This is a genomic window from Candidatus Hydrogenedentota bacterium (genome assembly GCA_016791475.1).
Classification (GTDB): domain Bacteria; phylum Hydrogenedentota; class Hydrogenedentia; order Hydrogenedentales; family JAEUWI01; genus JAEUWI01.
In genome coordinates, this window is sequence record JAEUWI010000011.1 from 142,573 (window position 1) to 157,996 (window position 15,424).

The following is a 15,424-nucleotide window of genomic DNA, read 5'->3' on the forward strand; positions in this document are numbered from 1 at the left end:
AACAAAATATATAACAAACGCCGCATTATTTACAGAAGAAGTTTTTTGGGCAGACTGTCCAGGCACGAAGCACCCCGCGCGGAGAGGCGTTGCAGCGGTTCCCGGAGGCACACAGAAACGCAAATTATTGAAAATAAACATCTTACAGCGAATATCAACCGGATTTTCGGGTAGGGCTCTCAGGCGAGGAAGGGTGCCTGACGGCGGACTACAACGGGCCTTGAAGGTGCCCAGGCGACAAAAGGCGACCAAAACCCATATATATTGTGCGCCCCAACTTAGCAGTTTATGGAGTTTTGACAACTAAATACTGTCTGCGTACCCACCAGCCCAAACCGCACAGAAGCGCGAAGAGCACACCCATACCAACCCAACCCAGCGCGGGCAGGCTGTTCCGCTGATTCACGGTCAACTGAACCCATTGAATCCCCCAGCGATTCGACGCCTCGGCATATTGCTGCAATACCCAAAGGGACGTCCCATCGACCGGGTCTACGTAGATGCCGCTATAATCGCCCCAGCGCGGCCCCGTGAATGGCCCCACCCCCGCATGGTAGCGCTGAGAACCCTCCAACCCGCCCAGCACCGTATCCGGATTTCGCCAGGCATAGTACGCGCCCACATAGTCCGCCGCCGAGCTGCCGGAGCAACCCAGCATCATCAGGCCCTGGCTGTTCACCGCAACGCTCGGGTAATAATAGGAATACTGATTCGCGGGGTCGTCCAGCACACCGGACTGGTGCGGCAGGCCCGTTGCGGGCTCTACAGACCACCACTTCGCCGCCGTTCGGCTCGGTCCCGAAACCGGAAGGCCCACCGTATGGGCGCACCAGATTCGACCGAATCGATACACCGCCGACTGAATCCGGTCATCATTCGTCTCGATCCGCGACGAGGTGCCCAGTTGAGGCGCATCCGGCAGGGCAATGGACCACGCCGAGCCCAGCGCCGCACTCGGTGCCGTCGCGAGGCTCGAAGCCCCCAGCACTCCGTCAAGTTGATACAACTGAACGCGTCCAGTTCCGAAAAGGTTCGAACTGCCCGTCCGGATCACATACTGGATATTCTGCCCCAGATCCAGCGTCACCGCCGGTACCAGCGTCCCTCCAGCCCCCGTCACCCGGAAGGTCTCCATCGTCAGCGAACCGCCATCCATCGCCGAGGCCTTGTCAATCCGCCAGAATTGAACCCCGCTGAAAGCGTCCGCCGCATTCGTGAAGAGATTGACCGTAAAGGTGATCTCCCCCGCCGTAAACCCCAGATTTCCATAGTCGGCCCAGTTGATGTCCGCCGGATCCGCGTCCAGTACCCAGCGATGCCAGTTCCCCGTGGGGTCGTCCGTCTCGCTCACCGCCAGCAGCATCGCCGAGGCCGCGCTGCGGCGCTCCGCGCAGGTAATCATGAAAAAGCGCTCGCTATAGGGATCGAAATAGCTCCGCGGATCGAATACGTCCGACACGCCAAGCCCCGACCAGAAGGACAGCAGATTAACCGAGCTCAGCACCGTGCCCGCCCGGTCCTGGATACGAACCGTGCCATTGGTCGCCACCAGCAGGTGATTCGGGCCCACCGCGCCGTTTGTATCCGGCGGCATGGACGTTCCCGGCGCGATCGCGGGAAAGTTCCCGGCCTCCACCGGCGGATCGAGCTCGGGCACAAAACCCGCCCCCCCAGCCTGCTGCGCCGCAATCGTCAACGGAAAAAGCCCCGACAGGGCGAGAGCAATGAGGCCGGAACCGCAAGCGGCGCCCCGTACAAATCTGGTCAGAATCATGAGATGGGGTTCCCTTACCACCAAAAGTTGAAGTCGGAGTATAGCACAACATTCCGCAACTGGACAGGCCCTCCTTCAACCCTTCGGCCGTCTCAGGCTCCCTTTCGGCCCCGGGCCAGCAGAAAATACAGCGCCATGAGGAACGACCACAACGTGATGGGCGGCAGATACCCCGGCCAGCCGGACGGCGCCAGCCAACCCGCAAAACCCATAATCAGGACATGGACCGCGCTGAGCCACAAAACCGCCCGGCCCCAGCCCGCCCGGAGCGAAGCCCCCGCTTCCCGCGCCTGAAGGTTCGCCGTATACAAGCCGCCAAGTACCACGCAACCCAGCACGCCCGCCAGCATGGATGCCTCGCCAACCCCGTTCATCCGGCCGGATTCCGAAAAAAACTTCGTGAAGTACGCGGGACTCAACACCAGCACCGACATCACCACATGCGCAAGAATGGCCCCCGCCGCCAGCGTCCCATAGCCCCGCCGATCAGCCTTCTCCCGAGACGCGACCGAGAGCCCAAAGAGCGCCAGCCCGGCCCACGAGAGCCCCTTGTTCGTCACGTAGACGGGAACATTCGCCCAGGCGACCTCGCCCAATACGTTGTAGCGCACCACCGCGTAGATCATGGCCGCGAGAAAAAGATATATCGCGTGCTTTGTGTGCTTCATGCTGCCTTCCCTGTCGCCAGCCCAGCGCCGGTCCCAGAGCTTACCCCAGCGCCCACCCAGGTTTCACGCCCCAAATCGCTCCACAAACTATTTTGAATATCCCGCTGGACGCCATCGTCCCTTGAACAACAGGGGGGCCCTCCCCTATCGTGAACGGTAACCGCACTTGCAGTACGAACCCAGGGAGCTTCGCATGCATCCGCCACTCCGTATTCTCGCCACCACCCTTGGCCTCACCCTGACCGCCCTCGCCAACGCCCAGGAAAAGCCGCCTGTGGAGATCAGCGGCGTCTTCCCAAGCCTCACCGTCATGGCCGAGGGTGCGGGAAGCACCTCCGAAACCGGCATCGGCGCACTCATCCCCTGGGCCGAGAAACTCTGGGCCGTCGGCTACGTCGCCCACATCAAGGGCGACGGAATCGGACTCTACGCCATCGACGACGATATGACCATGACGAAACACCCGGAATCCGTCACCGGCACCTTCGCCAACCGCATGATCCACTGGGAAACACAGCAGGCCATCATCGGTCCCCACGTGATCGATGCTCAGGGCACCGTCCGCACCATCGAAGCGCTCGAGGGCCACCGCCTCACCGCCACCGCCCGCCACCTCGTCAACCCCGAGACCCTGGCCTACTTCCTCACCATGGAGGGCCTGCTCTTTGAGGTCGATCTCCAGTCCCTCGATGCGACCCAACTCTTCGATCTCGTCCAGGAGCTCGGCATCCAGGGCCAGCCCCACTTCAAGGGCATGCACAGCGCCCAGGGCAGACTCGTCGTCGCCAACAACACCTACGAAGAGCCCGAGTTCCTCGGACGCCGCGCCAGCGGATGCCTGGCCCAGTTCGACGGCGCCGCCTGGAGTATCGTGGAGCGAAATCCCTTCGTCGAAGTCGCCGGCAAGCAAAATCCCAAGGCGGGCGAGCGCTACGGCAACACCCTCTTCGCCACGGGTTGGGACAAAGGCTCCGTCATCCTCCGCGTGCTCCACGACGGCAAGTGGAGCCGCTACCTCCTCCCCAAGGCCAGCCAGTCCTTCGACCACACCTGGAACACCGAGTGGATGCGTATCCGCGAAGCCCAGACCGAGCGCTACATCATGGACGTCCACGGCATGTTCTACGAACTCCCCACCCAGGTCTACGACGGCCATATCTGGGGCGTGCGGCCCATCAGCACCCACCTCCGCATCGTGCCCGACTTCTGCTACTGGCGCGGCCTCTTCGTCATGGCCGGCGACCAGACCGACAACGCCGTCGGCCAGCCCCAGTCCGGCTTCTGGTTCGGCAACATCGACGACCTCTGGCAGATGGGCAAGCCCAAAGGCTGGGGCGGCCCCTGGTGGGAGAGCGACGTCCGCGCCGACACCTACTCAGACCCCTTTCTCATGACCGGCTTCGACAAGAAAGTCCTCCATATCGCCCACGAAAGCGAAGAGACCGTCAAATTCCGCATCGAAGTCGACTTCCTCGGCAACGGCGCCTGGCAGTGGTACGACACCTTCGAGCTCCCCGCCAAGTCCTATCAGCACCACGTCTTCCCCGACGGCTACAGCGCCCACTGGGTACGAATCAAAACCGACAAAGCCTGCAAAGCGACCGCCCACTTCATGTATAACTGACACGACTACCGCAGGCCCAGCGGGCAACACCCAACTTCTTTCAACAACCTGAAAGTTCCATCATGACCCGACGCAGAGTTCTCCTGACCGCTGCCCTTGTGACGGCAGCCGCGGCCTCTGCCCTGGCCTTCGCGGCGTACAGGGCGGTGGGCACCTTCCCGGTGGTCCTGCCGGTCACCGCGTTGGACAGCGGGCCCGGCGGCCTCGTCGCGGCGGAGAGAATTGGGGCCTACCCCCGCCTCGCCCTCCAGACCCTCCTCGACCGCGCCGGACTTCCCGACCCGGTTACCGTCGCCAATGGCGCGACGGTCTATCGACTTCGCTATCGAACCACCAACCATGATGGCGCACCTGTCGTTGCTTCGGGACTGGTCGCCCTGCCGGACAACAGGGCGCCCCGGAGCGCGGTCGCTTATTTTCACGGCACGAACGCGCAGCGTAATTCCGCACCTTCGCAGAAAACATCCCAGGAGGGATTGCTTGCGACCGCACTGGTTTCGGGCGCCGGTCATCTCCTGCTGGCGCCGGACTATATCGGACTGGGCGAAAGCCACGACCTGCATCCCTATTTGCACACGAAGACGACCGTTGAAACCTGTGTCGATTTTCTTAAGGCCGCCCATGGGCTGCTCGGTGCGCTTGGCACGCCATGGCCGGAGTCGCTTTACCTCATGGGATTCTCCCAAGGTGGCCATGCAACCCTCGCCGTGCAGCGTGCACTCGAAAAGCTGGAAGATCCCCGCTTCAGGGTGGCCGCATCCACCCCCGTGGCAGGCCCCTTCAACCTGCGCGACATCAGCTTTCCCCAGGCCCTGACCGGACAGACCGACTCCCACGTCTACTACCTGGCCTACCTCGCCAGCGCCTACGCCGCCGTCTACAAGCAACCCATCGATTCCCTGCTCGCCAAGCCCTACGCGGAGACCGTGCCGGTTCTATTCGACGGCGATCACGAATCCGACATCATCTCGGCCGCCCTGCCCGAGAATCCAAGAGAACTTTTCGTCCCCGAATTTCTCGCCGCCTACGAGAACGGCACCGCCCATTGGTTTCTGGATGCCCTCGCCGAAAACAGCATTCGCGACTGGACCCCAAAGGCGCCCGTGAAGATATACTTCGGCGAGAACGACGTGGATGTCTTGCCGGAAGAAGCCCGAAGCGCCGAGCGGGAACTGAGAGCCCGCGGCGCGGACGTCACGGCAGTCTCCGTGGGCCCGTGGGAACACAACACTTCCGTCCTGCGCGCCGTGCCGCTCGCCCTGACATGGTTTGCGACGCTGGAGGGCAACGAAGCGCAAGCCGATGCGAAGTAATCGATGCCCGCTCCCGCGATGCTTTGTTTACGTCCTGCGTGGTGCAGCCTGAGCGATCTGCCGCGGCCGACTTCTCGGTGTTGACAGATGCCACTCGTCTCCCTAAAATGAAGTAAGGAATTGATGCAGGCACAAGAGGGTCCAAGAATGGAATCCACGCTCACAAGCAAGGGTCGGATCACCCTTCCCAAAGCCCTCCGGGACGATCTCCATCTCAAATCCGGGGACAGGATCGCATTCGAACGAAGACACGATGGCTCGTACGTCCTTCGGCCCAAGACCGTGAGCGTTGCAAGTTTGAAGGGAATTTTGAAAGACAAGTATCAGGGCCCGCCGAAGACCGTCGAGGAAATGCAGGAAGCGATCCTCGAAAACGCCGCACGCCGTAACCGTTGAGCGCGCTGGAGCGCACCGGCTTGGCAAGATGGCAATCGTAACAACCGCGCGGGCATAGCAATGAACATCACCGACCACGGTCTCCACATCGTTCCCGGCGAAGTCGCCGCGGCAACATGGAGCATGGTCTTCGGGGCGAAAGAACGACTGCTGGTCCACCGGGATGACCTCGCGTGTGGACCGCTACGCGATTTCGACTCCCTGGCCACATGGACCGAAGTGCGACAGAGCTTTTGGAACACCGTGGCTCCGGCGCGGGAGGAAGATGGTAGCGTTTTCGGCGACCACGGAGAGCCGTGCGAGCATCCACGCGCCTTGGAACGCCTCCGCGAAGCATCCGAGATTTACCTTTGGGCGGGTGACGAGCTGCACGATCAGTTGTTTGTGCTCTTCACCGTCCATCTGCTCGATTGGGTCGGAACCGTTCCAAGCGCCATTCACGTTGTTCCTTTCCACGTCCGCCCGCACCACAACGGGCGTTACATTTCCATGGGAAGTTTGAGCCCCGATGACCTGAAGCTACACCCAGAACCGGTCCAATTATCGCAGGCCGACTTCGCCACGTGCAGGGCCGCATGGACCGCCATCACAAGCAACACGCCCGAGGCACTCGTCGAGTTTACGCGCGATGGCACGTCCATGCCCCGCCATATCCTGCTCAATCTACTGCGCCGCTATCCGAAACGCGAAACCGGACTCTCCCTCTGGGACAGCATGCTCCTTGCACACACCGGTGCAAACGGCCCCAAGGCCATCCGCGTGATTGCAGAGGTACTATGCGACACCTGGGAGAATGGCGACAGTACTGGGGATGGATATCTATTTTACCGGCTCAAGCAAATGGCCAGCACCAGAAATCCACAGCCCCTTCTGCAATTGAAAGGCCCCGCAGATTCCTACCGCGAAGCGGAGGTCACCCTCACCGACTTCGGCAGGGCCGTCCTCGAAGGCCGCGCGTCGTCCTACCCAACCAACCCCATCGACGAATGGATCGGCGGTGTCCACCTTTCGTCCGCCGAAGATCGCCTGTGGTTCTACGAAGATGGCACACTTCATCGACACCGTATCGAAGCGTAAGTAATTCAAGAAATCGCGTGACGAAATCGAGTTACAACCTAATATATTCCCTTTGCGTCTTCGCGCCTCCGCGTGAGTTCTCCTGATGATCTGCACGCAAAGACGCGAAGGCGCAAAGCAACCAACATATTGTACCTCCGAGTCCCTTCAGCTTTTTCCTTCGTGCGCTTCGTGGCCTTCGTGGTAAAGTAAGATTCCCACGGCTTCCGTGAAATTCCGTGCCCTTCCGTGGTCAAATCTTCCCCCCGGCACAATCGTCATACAACGCGAAGAACACCTCCCGCACATTCCCCTTACATCGCACGAAATGTTCCCGCGCCCGTTCCCAATACCACTCCCTCTCCTCCCCCACCAGTTGCTCCAGCAGCTCCCGCAACAACCCCTCGCCCGTTTGCGTCGTGTATATCGTTGGCAAACGCCCTGGCTGGTGAATCGTAATAACAAATCCCCGCAAGCGACGCGCGCGCCACTTCACCCACTGCCAGGTCAGCCCATCCAGTTGCTCCGCGCCATCGAGAAACAGCACGGCCTCCCGAGGCGTCTCCGCCACCAGCGCCCGGGCCTGGCGCGCCTTGAAGCGAGTCTCTTCATTCAGAAATCCGTAGCGCACCGGGATGCCCCGCGCCTTCAGGCGCGCTTGCGCCTCCAGCAGCAACGTCGTCTTCCCCGATCCATGGGGCCCCACGATCGCCCCGCACAGCCCTGGCGCCACCAGCCGCGCCAGAAAGGCCTCCCACTCAAAATCCGGCGCGCGATACGCCAGCCCCTCAATGCGCGCAACCCGAAAAGGATTCTGATCCGCCGAAAGCACCCTACTCCACTTTCTTCAGGCTCACCTGCTCCACCCACGGCGACACAATCAGGTCCAGCCGCTCCACCAGATCGCCCTTGTCCACCAGCAGCTCGATGGCCCACTTCAGCGTGATTAACTGGCCGCAAAAACTGTAGGGCGCGGCGGGGATTGTAAATCGGAAAGTGCCGCTCAACTCGGCCAGATGGTGGGGCAGCGTCAACTCCTCCACCACGCCCACATCGCAGGTCCCTTTGCCCTCCGTAAACCAGAAGAGCCGCAAGATCGCGTCCCTCGGCGCATCGTCCAGTCGCCAGCCCGCGACCCCGTCGATAATCTGGCCCGGCACGAGCGTGTTGGGGTCTTGATTGATTCGCAGTGTGAGGCTCATGCGCTTTCTCCCGATCCGGAAAGGTGAAATTCAGCAGGCTGATGGGTGGAGCCCTCGGGCAGCGGCAGGGGATGAACCACCAGTTCGAACTCCTCGTTCACATCGGGCCAGCGATGGATTTCGCCGTGGACCTTCACCTGCCATTGAATCTTGTTGTTCGGCCCGTTGAACGACGGCGCCGTAAACTCGGGCATCGTAAACGTGGCCTCGCCCGCCGCAATGGCCGCGGGCTCCACCGTCTCAATCGCCACGATCTTTTCGAACACGCTCCGGTCGGTCGAAGTCGAAGTGCCGCGACGATACGTCGCCGCCTCCTGACCCTGCACAAAAATGGTTAGCTTCTGAATCCGACTCGGGTTGCCTCGAAAACTCCAGCTCACCACCACCGCGCCGCCCAGGGGCAGGTAACCCGGCGTCATTTTCAAATCGGGTCGCGGGTTGAACAGCGTAAGGAAAAAATACCCCACGCCAAAGATCAACCCAATACCAATCAGCACAAAGGGGATCAGGAACAGCGCCGAGACAACGTCGAAGGCGCCACCATCGCCTATGTCCACCGTGTCCCATACGGCGAAGCTGATGATGCCATTCCAGATTAAGGCGAAAATCAGCAGACCGACAAATCCGCCGATACTGTTGTAGCCCCCCTTCAGCGCAATCGTTCCCAAATCCGGAGCCTCGATCGGAATCGCGCTTGTGCCGCTGGAGATGGTGTAACTATAGGTCTTCGGCGCGCCCTCTCCGCGGAACATGGACGGCACGGGATGGGCCGCCCTGTCCACCGCCCGCGTGCCCGCAAACAATATAAACAACGAGACAAAAACGAATATCAGACCGAAGCCGCCGATGAGGTAGGTCAAACTGAAATCCCGGTTCAACACCGCCTCGCTCGGGGTCTCGGGATTGATGTAGCACTGCCGCAATTCGCCCGCCGGATACTGCTCCACGGCCGCCTGCTTGCCGTCGTAGCCCGAGGACGATCCCCCGAAGAAATTGTAGCGGTCGCTTTCATAGGGGACCCCGTCGTACTCGTAGGCATAGCGGATGTCCACGCTGTAGGTGTCCCCGCCGTCGGAAGACGAATGGGTGCCCACGGAACTGCTCAGGATCGTGCACGTCACCGAAGGCCACGACTGCGCATTGAACCAGTTCAGCAGCGGCACGCCGCTCAGGCCAATAAACAGCCCCGAACCCACCAGAAAGAACACCATCCCCACCAGCTTCAACACGCAACCGGACGCCGCCGTCGACTTTGATCTGGAAATCGCTCGCATGAGATTCCTCCTCGGCGAATACGATACTGCGGCGACGCGGACGATGCAAGAGAAACCATGAAATCCGCCAGCCACGCAGACCCCTGAAAGCGCTTGCAATCGACACGTCCAGCCCCGATACTGGTTACAATCAACCTGAACGGACTCGCTATCGCCATGCCAGGCCCACGATTTTCAACTCATATCGTCATCGCACTCGTCGCGTGCGCCGGCCTTTCCGCCTGCGATGTGCGTGAAGAACAATCCGGGTCACCCTCCGCTCCAACTACGTCAACACCAGCGCCCGTAGACACCGTGGCACCCGTCCACCAGCCGGAGACTTCGGCAACCGTCGAGCCGCCCCTCCCCGCCGCCCACCCCGAGCCCGCCCTCACCCCCGAACTCCATGCTCGCTTTATCCGAGGAATGTCCCTCGCCGATGCCCGGGCGCTCGTGTCGATAGAACCGATCCGCGTCGGTGGCGATGAGAAAGGCGCCGAAATCTATCGCTGGACCGACGCGCTCGGCGCGAGCTTCACGACGCGCTTTGACGCGGGCGTGCTGACCACAAAAAGCAACCTGCGCACTGCCCATGCACCAGACGCATCAACTTCCGCCCCATCCGCCGGACTCGATCTGGACAATATGCCCGTCGCCCAGATTGCGCCCGGCGTCTACATTCCCCTGGACCGCGCCGTCACCTCCGCCACGGAACAGCCGCTCGGTGCATCGGAGCTGCCCGAGGCCCCCGCGCCGCAGGCGAGTCAGCCCGACGCGCCAGCCGCCGACGCCCCGCTCGACGGGCCCACCATCGCCATCGCAGGCGCCGCGCGACGAAGCAGAAGTGATCGCGAGAAAACCTCTTCTTACAACCCCAGGGCGTCCCTCCCCGATTTCTCACGCTCCCTGGAAGAGGGCAGCTTCGAAATCCGCTTCCTCAACCCGTCCGACAGCCCCATGACCGCCGGACTCCGCCGGGACAAACTTGGCAGGGATGTATCCATCCCGCCGAAAGGAAAGGCATCCATCAAAGTGGACCGCGGCATCTACCAGCTCTTCTTCCTCCGGGAAAGCGAGCCGGACACCCTCTTCGAAGCGCCCATCATCACCATCGATGGATTTCAGGCCACAGACGTGGAAGTCCACCTTGAACCGGAAAATGTGGAAGTGCGCCTGATCGATTACAGCAAACCGGACAGTTGACAGTTGACGGCGTCTGAGAATCATCGACACCATACGACCCATAAGACCCATTCCGCCGCCCGTTACCCGAAAGGAAAGCCCATGTTCTGGAAACGCCGCGATTTCTTCCGCTTCCTCGGTGCCCTGATGGGCGGCTCGGTGCTCCCCGCCGCGAAGACCGGCGCCGCCGAGGTCCCGGTGGCCACCAGCCCACTTTCTGCTGTGCCTTCCCCCGCTTCCCTGGCCCTGCCCTTAGATCCGCGCCACTTGGGCGATGACCTCATCGAACTGTCCTACGACCTCGTCGTGATTGGTGGCGGCATCTCCGGTCTCTCCGCCGCCATCAGCGCCGCGCGCAATGGCGTGAAAGTCGCCCTGGTCCACGAGCGGGCCATGCTCGGTGGCAACTCCTCCAGCGAGGTTCGCCTCTACCCGGAAAACGCCACGGCCCACCAGGTATGGATCAAGGAATGCGGCATCTTCGACGAGATTCACGCGGAAGAACGGGTCCGCAACCACATTCCCTATCGCGAAGGCCTCATGAATTGCCACTGGGACCTCGTGCTCTATGAGTGGGTCCTCCGCGAGCCCAACATCACGCTCTATCTCAACACGCATATGCACCGCGCGGTTATGAACGCGAACGGCGCGATCCAATCCGCCTACTGCATCCAGCTCGGCTCGGAAAAGGAGTTTCTCCTCAGTGCGCAACTTTTCGTTGACGCCTCGGGCGACGGTGTACTCGCCCACCGCGCGGGTGCGGAATACCGCTGGGGCCGAGAAGACAAGACCGTCCACGGCGAGCCCCTCGCCCCCGACGTGCCCGATGAGCAAATCATGGGCTCCTCCCTCTTCTTCCGAGCCTTCGACACCGGCGCGCCTGTCCCCTTCAAACGCCCCGACTGGGCCGTGCAATTCAACAGTGAAGAAGAATTTCAGGGCCGCAACCACAGCTTTCTCGAAGGGGGCTACTGGTGGCTCGAAGTGGGACCGCCCCACCACCCCATCAAGGACAACAGCGTTATTATCCATGAAGGCCTGCGCCACCTCCTGGGCGTCTGGGACCACGTCAAGAACGGCGGCGATCACGGCGCGGAGAACTACGGCATCGACTTCGTCGGCTTCTGGCCCTACAAGCGCGAGTGCCGCCGCATCCTGGGCGACTACATCCTCACCCAGCAACATGTGCAGGATCCGCAACTCCTCGACGACAACGTGGCCTATGGCGTCTGGTTCATCGACATCCACACCCATGGCATACTTGATCGCTCGCAAAAGCCCTACAAGAGCCACTACGACGACGCGAACTGGGACTTGAAGAGCACCCGCACCTACGGCATACCGTTGCGCGCCCTCTACTCCCGCAACGTGCCCAACCTCATGATGGCGGGGCGCCCCATCAGTTGCTCCTATGTCGCCTTCTCGTCCTCGCGGGTGCTCTGCACCGGCGCGGTCGTGGGACAGGCCGTGGGCGCCGCCGCCGCCCTCTGCGTGAAGCACAAACTTCCGCCCCGCGAAGTCGCCACAAAGCATGCAAAGGAATGCCAGCAGCTTATACTCCGGCAGGACGGCTATATCCCCGGCGTGGTCAACGAAGATCCCGCCGACCTCGCGCGCACGGCGAAAGTCACCGCGACGAGCGAGGCCCCGCTGGTCTTCCCGCCCGCCACAACGGAACTGGAGATGACCCTCCCAAAGGCGCAGATCTTCCCGGTCTCCGGCAACCGCGTGGATCGCGTTTCGCTGCTGCTCCGCTCTGCTCTGGCGGACAACGCGGAGATGACGGTCGCCCTGCGCCGCGCGGATCATGTCTGGGACTTTCGCGGCACGGAGGACCTCGCCACCGCAACCGCAGTCGTGCCCGCAAACAGCGAGGGTTGGGTCCACTTCGATCTCAACGCGGACGTGGAAGGCGGACGCTTGTACTACATCCACACCACCGCCCACGCAGGCATCTTCTGGAAGCTCTTTGTGGAGGACAACGAGGATATCGCTCACCGCTGCCCCGTGGGCGTGGCCCCCGCCGAATTGCCCGGCAACATCTACTGGCGGCCCTTCCGTGAAGGAAAAAGCTTCTGCATGGCGGTCCGACCCGAAGTCCGGCCTTTCGCAGGACAAAATGTCGTCCAGGGCGGCAACCGCCCCGACCGCTGGACCAACCTCTGGCAGTCCGCGCCCGGTACCGCGCTGCCCCAATCACTTGAACTCGCTTGGAACACCACGCAGCGCTTTAACCGCGTCGAGATTACCTTCGACACCAACATGAACCGCCGCGTCCGCTTGCCCCTCTTCCGCTATCCCGAGTGCGTGAAAGACTACCGAATCGAAGCGCATGTGAACGGGGCGTGGACCATCCTCCACGAAGAACACGACAACTACCAGCGCCGCCGGGTGCTTAGTTTCGAAGTCGTCAATGCCGATCAGTTACGGCTGACTGTTTTGGCCACCAACGGCGTCCCCGAGGCCCGGGTTTATGAAGTGCGGGTGTATCTGGAGAATGGGGTGGTGTAGTACCCGAGCCAGGATCCGTACTGGGACGACTTGACTTTCATCCATGCAATTATGCAATCTGAATGCATAATTGCATGGAGCCAGTAATGCCCCCGTCAACCTATATATCGCGCGCCCTGGAGCCCGTAGTGCGCCGCGCCGCCCGGGAATTCCCCGCCGTCGTGCTCACCGGGCCCCGGCAATCGGGCAAGACCACGCTGCTGCGCCATATCTTCGGCGCAAAATGCCGCTACGTCTCGCTCGAAACGCCCGATGTGCGCCTTGCCGCATCCGCCGATCCGCGCGGTTTTCTGGACGCGTATCCGCCACCGGTGATCTTCGACGAGATTCAGTTTGCGCCCGACCTCATGATGTACATCAAGGAACGCATCGACGAGCGCCGCGACACACCCGGCCAGTACCTGCTGACGGGTTCGCAGAACCTTCTCATGGTGGAGCAGGTCACGGAGTCGCTCGCGGGCCGCGCCGCCATGCTGCGCCTGCTGCCGCTCTCGTTCCGGGAGGTCCAGGGCCACACGAAGTCCAAACTGCCCTGGGAAGGGCCAAAGGGAAACGGCGCCTCTTCCGGCGCGTTGCACCTTTCGGGCACCAAACTCTGGAAGGCCTTTTTGCGGGGAAACTTTCCCGAATTGGCGCGCAATCCGAAGCGAGACTCGGCGCTGTGGCATGCCAGCTATATCCAGACCTACCTTGAACGCGATGTGCGCACACTTCGCCAGGTCGGTGACTTGACCCTCTTCCAGAGTTTCCTCCGCGTGCTCGCGGCGCGAAGCGGTCAACTGCTCAGCCTCGCGGATGTCGGGCGTGATTTGGGCATCGCGCTCAACACGGCGAAGGCGTGGCTCTCCGTATTGGAGGCCACGTATCAGGTCATTGTCCTGCGACCCTACCACGCGAGTATTGGAAAACGTCTCGTCAAGACACCCAAGGTCTACTTTACCGATGTCGGCACCTTGTGCTATCTGTCGGGACTGAAGGACCCCGATCACGCGCGCCAGGGTCCGCTCGCCGGAGCCATCTTCGAAACGGCCGTGCTGTCCGAGGTCTTTAAGACACTCCTCCACCGGGGAGAACCGCCCCAGTTGTACTTCTGGAGAACCGCAAGCGGCACCGAAGTGGATATTGTCGTGGAGACCGAAAGAAAACTGACTCCGATCGAGGTCAAGCTCTCGGAAACACCGCATCCAAATATGGCGAAGGGTATTCTTTCGTTTCAGGAGGACTTCGCCGGCCGCGCGGAGCCGGGATACGTCGTGCATCCGGGAACGACCCGGCTGCCGATTGCACTGGGGGTGACGGCACTTCCCTTCGGGGAACTATAGCGTTCGAGCCCTGTGTAATTATGCAATTACAATGCATAATTGCATGAAGGGCTTCAGCACTCTTTATCCTTCCTGAAACCCCGCGATCTCCACATGTGATGTCCTATTGGCTCTTTGCGCCCTTTCGGCAATTCGTCCACACTTGCCCTGCATGGGTGGTCCACGTCGATGCGGAGGACGGTCGCCTCGTATAGCTCGACTAGGCCCAAAAGCGGACAGCATATTTGTGTTTATTACGCAAAGAATCACATCCTATCCATATCAACTACAGGGATTTGCGGCACACAACAACGAAATCTTGTTCGAACGCATCAGATTGAGGTGAGGTGCATACCGGATGTGTTTTGTTCCACTTGGAATCGGAGTGAATACCCTGTAAGTTAGTCACAACCTACGGAGGAATTCACAGTGAAACGTAAACGGAAGCATATCAGCGGGACTGAGAAGGTAGCTGCGCTGCGGCGCCATCTTTTGGAGGGGGTTCCGATTTCCACCCTCTGCGATGAGCTCGGGGTGGCGCCGACGGTGTTCTACCGCTGGCAGAAGGAGTTCTTCGAGAACGGGGCGTCGGTGTTCGAGAAGGCTTCCAAGGGACGGCGGGAGCAGGAGAGCGAGCAGGCGCGGCGGGTGGAGTTGCTGGAGGCGAAGCTTGCGACGAAGAACGAGGTGCTCTCGGAGCTGATGGAGGAGCACGTCAAGTTGAAAAAAGAACTTGGGGAGCTCTGAAGGACCGCTGGGTTCCCCATGACATTCGCGACGCGGTCATCGATTTCGTCCGTTACTGGTCGGAGCGCGCCGGGCTGTCCGCAGCCCGCTTACTTGGCTGGTTGGGCCTCTCGCCCGGCAAGTTCTACGACTGGAAGGAGCGCTACGGGAAGGTGAATGAGCACAACGCGTGGGTGCCGCGCGAGCACTGGCTGCTGGATTGGGAGAAGGAAGCCATCGCCAATTTCTTCATGAAGCACCCCCGCGAAGGGTGCCGCCGCCTGGCCTTCATGATGCTGGACGCGGACGTGGTGGCGGCGAGCCCGGCCAGCGTGTGGCGCACCCTGCGGGCCAAGGACCTGTTGCGGCCCTGGGACAAGAAACACTCCAAGAAGGGCACGGGCTTCTAGCAGCCGCT

Annotated in this window: 14 protein-coding genes; 9 read left to right on the forward strand and 5 right to left on the reverse strand. The window is 61.4% G+C overall.

Features of this window, described 5'->3' with window-relative positions; genetic code table 11:
• Nucleotides 1-286 precede the first annotated feature (286 nt).
• Nucleotides 287-1,774 (reverse strand): hypothetical protein, encoded by a 1,488-nt coding sequence (locus tag JNK74_08195; protein MBL7646153.1) that lies wholly within the window; start codon nt 1,772-1,774, stop codon nt 287-289.
• Nucleotides 1,775-1,866: 92 nt separating this feature from the next.
• Nucleotides 1,867-2,442, reverse strand: a complete 576-nt coding sequence (locus tag JNK74_08200) for a hypothetical protein (protein MBL7646154.1) — start codon at nt 2,440-2,442, stop codon at nt 1,867-1,869.
• Between the two features lie 274 nt (nt 2,443-2,716).
• On the opposite strand from JNK74_08200, the gene JNK74_08205 reads away from it, so the two are divergent.
• From JNK74_08205 to JNK74_08220, 4 genes are all read left to right on the forward strand, one after another.
• Nucleotides 2,717-4,066 carry a hypothetical protein gene (locus JNK74_08205; protein ID MBL7646155.1) on the forward strand — a complete coding sequence of 450 codons (1,350 nt, stop codon included), beginning with the start codon at nt 2,717-2,719 and terminating at the stop codon, nt 4,064-4,066.
• Between the two features lie 62 nt (nt 4,067-4,128).
• The gene (locus JNK74_08210; GenBank protein MBL7646156.1) at nt 4,129-5,379 is read left to right on the forward strand and encodes a hypothetical protein; all 1,251 of its coding nucleotides are present in this window, start codon (nt 4,129-4,131) and stop codon (nt 5,377-5,379) included.
• A 147-nt stretch (nt 5,380-5,526) separates the two neighbouring features.
• Nucleotides 5,527-5,775, forward strand: a complete 249-nt coding sequence (locus tag JNK74_08215; GenBank protein ID MBL7646157.1) for an AbrB/MazE/SpoVT family DNA-binding domain-containing protein — start codon at nt 5,527-5,529, stop codon at nt 5,773-5,775.
• A gap of 60 nt (nt 5,776-5,835) precedes the next feature.
• A complete protein-coding gene (locus JNK74_08220) occupies nt 5,836-6,852 on the forward strand; it encodes a DUF1835 domain-containing protein (GenBank protein MBL7646158.1) in 1,017 nt (338 codons plus the stop codon).
• Nucleotides 6,853-7,084: 232 nt separating this feature from the next.
• Here the strand turns inward: JNK74_08220 and JNK74_08225 are convergent, their stop codons facing one another.
• The 3 genes from JNK74_08225 to JNK74_08235 are packed head-to-tail and all read right to left on the reverse strand — an operon-like array spanning nt 7,085 to nt 9,307.
• A complete protein-coding gene (locus tag JNK74_08225) occupies nt 7,085-7,663 on the reverse strand; it encodes a hypothetical protein (protein MBL7646159.1) in 579 nt (192 codons plus the stop codon).
• 1 nt (nt 7,664) lies between these two features.
• Nucleotides 7,665-8,033 (reverse strand): hypothetical protein, encoded by a 369-nt coding sequence (locus tag JNK74_08230; GenBank protein ID MBL7646160.1) that lies wholly within the window; start codon nt 8,031-8,033, stop codon nt 7,665-7,667.
• On the reverse strand, nt 8,030-9,307 hold the full coding sequence (locus JNK74_08235; protein MBL7646161.1) for a DUF3592 domain-containing protein: 1,278 nt from the start codon (nt 9,305-9,307) through the stop codon (nt 8,030-8,032). The genes JNK74_08230 and JNK74_08235 overlap by 4 nt, the downstream gene beginning before the upstream one ends.
• 294 nt (nt 9,308-9,601) lie before the next feature.
• Here JNK74_08235 and JNK74_08240 point away from each other — a divergent pair, with 294 nt between their 5' ends.
• The 5 genes from JNK74_08240 to JNK74_08260 all read left to right on the forward strand — a co-directional run bounded on the left by JNK74_08240 (nt 9,602) and on the right by JNK74_08260 (nt 15,416).
• A complete protein-coding gene (locus JNK74_08240; GenBank protein ID MBL7646162.1) occupies nt 9,602-10,489 on the forward strand; it encodes a hypothetical protein in 888 nt (295 codons plus the stop codon).
• An 81-nt stretch (nt 10,490-10,570) separates the two neighbouring features.
• Nucleotides 10,571-12,979: an FAD-dependent oxidoreductase gene (locus tag JNK74_08245; protein ID MBL7646163.1), complete on the forward strand. Its 2,409-nt coding sequence runs from the start codon at nt 10,571-10,573 to the stop codon at nt 12,977-12,979.
• Nucleotides 12,980-13,053: 74 nt separating this feature from the next.
• A complete protein-coding gene (locus tag JNK74_08250) occupies nt 13,054-14,301 on the forward strand; it encodes an ATP-binding protein (GenBank protein ID MBL7646164.1) in 1,248 nt (415 codons plus the stop codon).
• Between the two features lie 408 nt (nt 14,302-14,709).
• A complete protein-coding gene (locus JNK74_08255) occupies nt 14,710-15,027 on the forward strand; it encodes a transposase (GenBank protein ID MBL7646165.1) in 318 nt (105 codons plus the stop codon).
• Between the two features lie 152 nt (nt 15,028-15,179).
• Nucleotides 15,180-15,416: a hypothetical protein gene (locus JNK74_08260; protein MBL7646166.1), complete on the forward strand. Its 237-nt coding sequence runs from the start codon at nt 15,180-15,182 to the stop codon at nt 15,414-15,416.
• The last annotated feature ends 8 nt before the right edge of the window (nt 15,417-15,424 follow it).